Consider the following 731-nt stretch of genomic DNA (forward strand, 5'->3'; position numbering starts at 1 on the left):
GGTTCCCGGGTTGCGAACAGTCGCAGCGTCGGTCGAACCAAGCTTTATGCTTCATTATTAACTGAAGAGTGTGCTTGTTCGCTCGAACCCGATAGGGTTTCGGTGGTCATAGCGTTAGGGAAACGCCCGGTTACATTCCGAACCCGGAAGCTAAGCCTTTCAGCGCCGATGGTACTGCAGGGGGGACCCTGTGGGAGAGTAGGACGCCGCCGAACAATCTTTCAGGACCCCTGGTCCCAGCGACATGCTGGGACCAGGGGTCCTTTTGTTTTGCCGAAGCGCGCCGTAGTGGTCGGTGCGTGAGAATGACCAGCAGTACCGAAGACAGGAGTCACGCCGATGTCCACCAACTCTCCCGACGACCGATCGGAGCGCCGGCCGCGCTGGCGCGATGGTGGTGAGCGGCGCGACGGCGGCGGCTTCCGCCGTGACGACCGACGTGACGACCGTGGTGGGGACCGTCCGCGCGGCCCGCGCCGCGATGACCGCGGCGGCGAGCGCGGTGGTTTCCGCCGTGACGACCGCGGTGGTGCGGGCGGCGGGTTCCGCCGTGACGACCGTCCGCGCGGGCCGCGCCGGGACGACGACCGCGGCAACGACCGTGGCGGCTTCCGTCGCGATGACCGCCGGGACGACCGTCGTGAGGGCGACCGTGGTGGCTTCCGCCGGGATGACCGTGGCGGCGACCGCGGCGGGTTCCGCGTGACGACCGTGGTGGCGAGCGCGGCGGG

The 731-nt window shown here is 68.4% G+C and carries 1 protein-coding gene and 1 rRNA gene; both read left to right on the forward strand.

Features of this window, described 5'->3' with window-relative positions:
• Nucleotides 1-98: 98 nt before the first annotated feature.
• A 5S ribosomal RNA gene (rrf, locus tag C3486_RS36710) occupies nucleotides 99-215 on the forward strand.
• A 212-nt stretch (nucleotides 216-427) separates the two neighbouring features.
• Nucleotides 428-706, forward strand: a complete 279-nt coding sequence (locus C3486_RS36715; protein WP_181138823.1) for a hypothetical protein — start codon at nucleotides 428-430, stop codon at nucleotides 704-706.
• The last annotated feature ends 25 nt before the right edge of the window (nucleotides 707-731 follow it).

Origin of the sequence: Streptomyces sp. Ru73, from assembly GCF_002920575.1 — a bacterium.
In the GTDB taxonomy this organism is placed as follows: Bacteria; Actinomycetota; Actinomycetes; order Streptomycetales; family Streptomycetaceae; genus Streptomyces.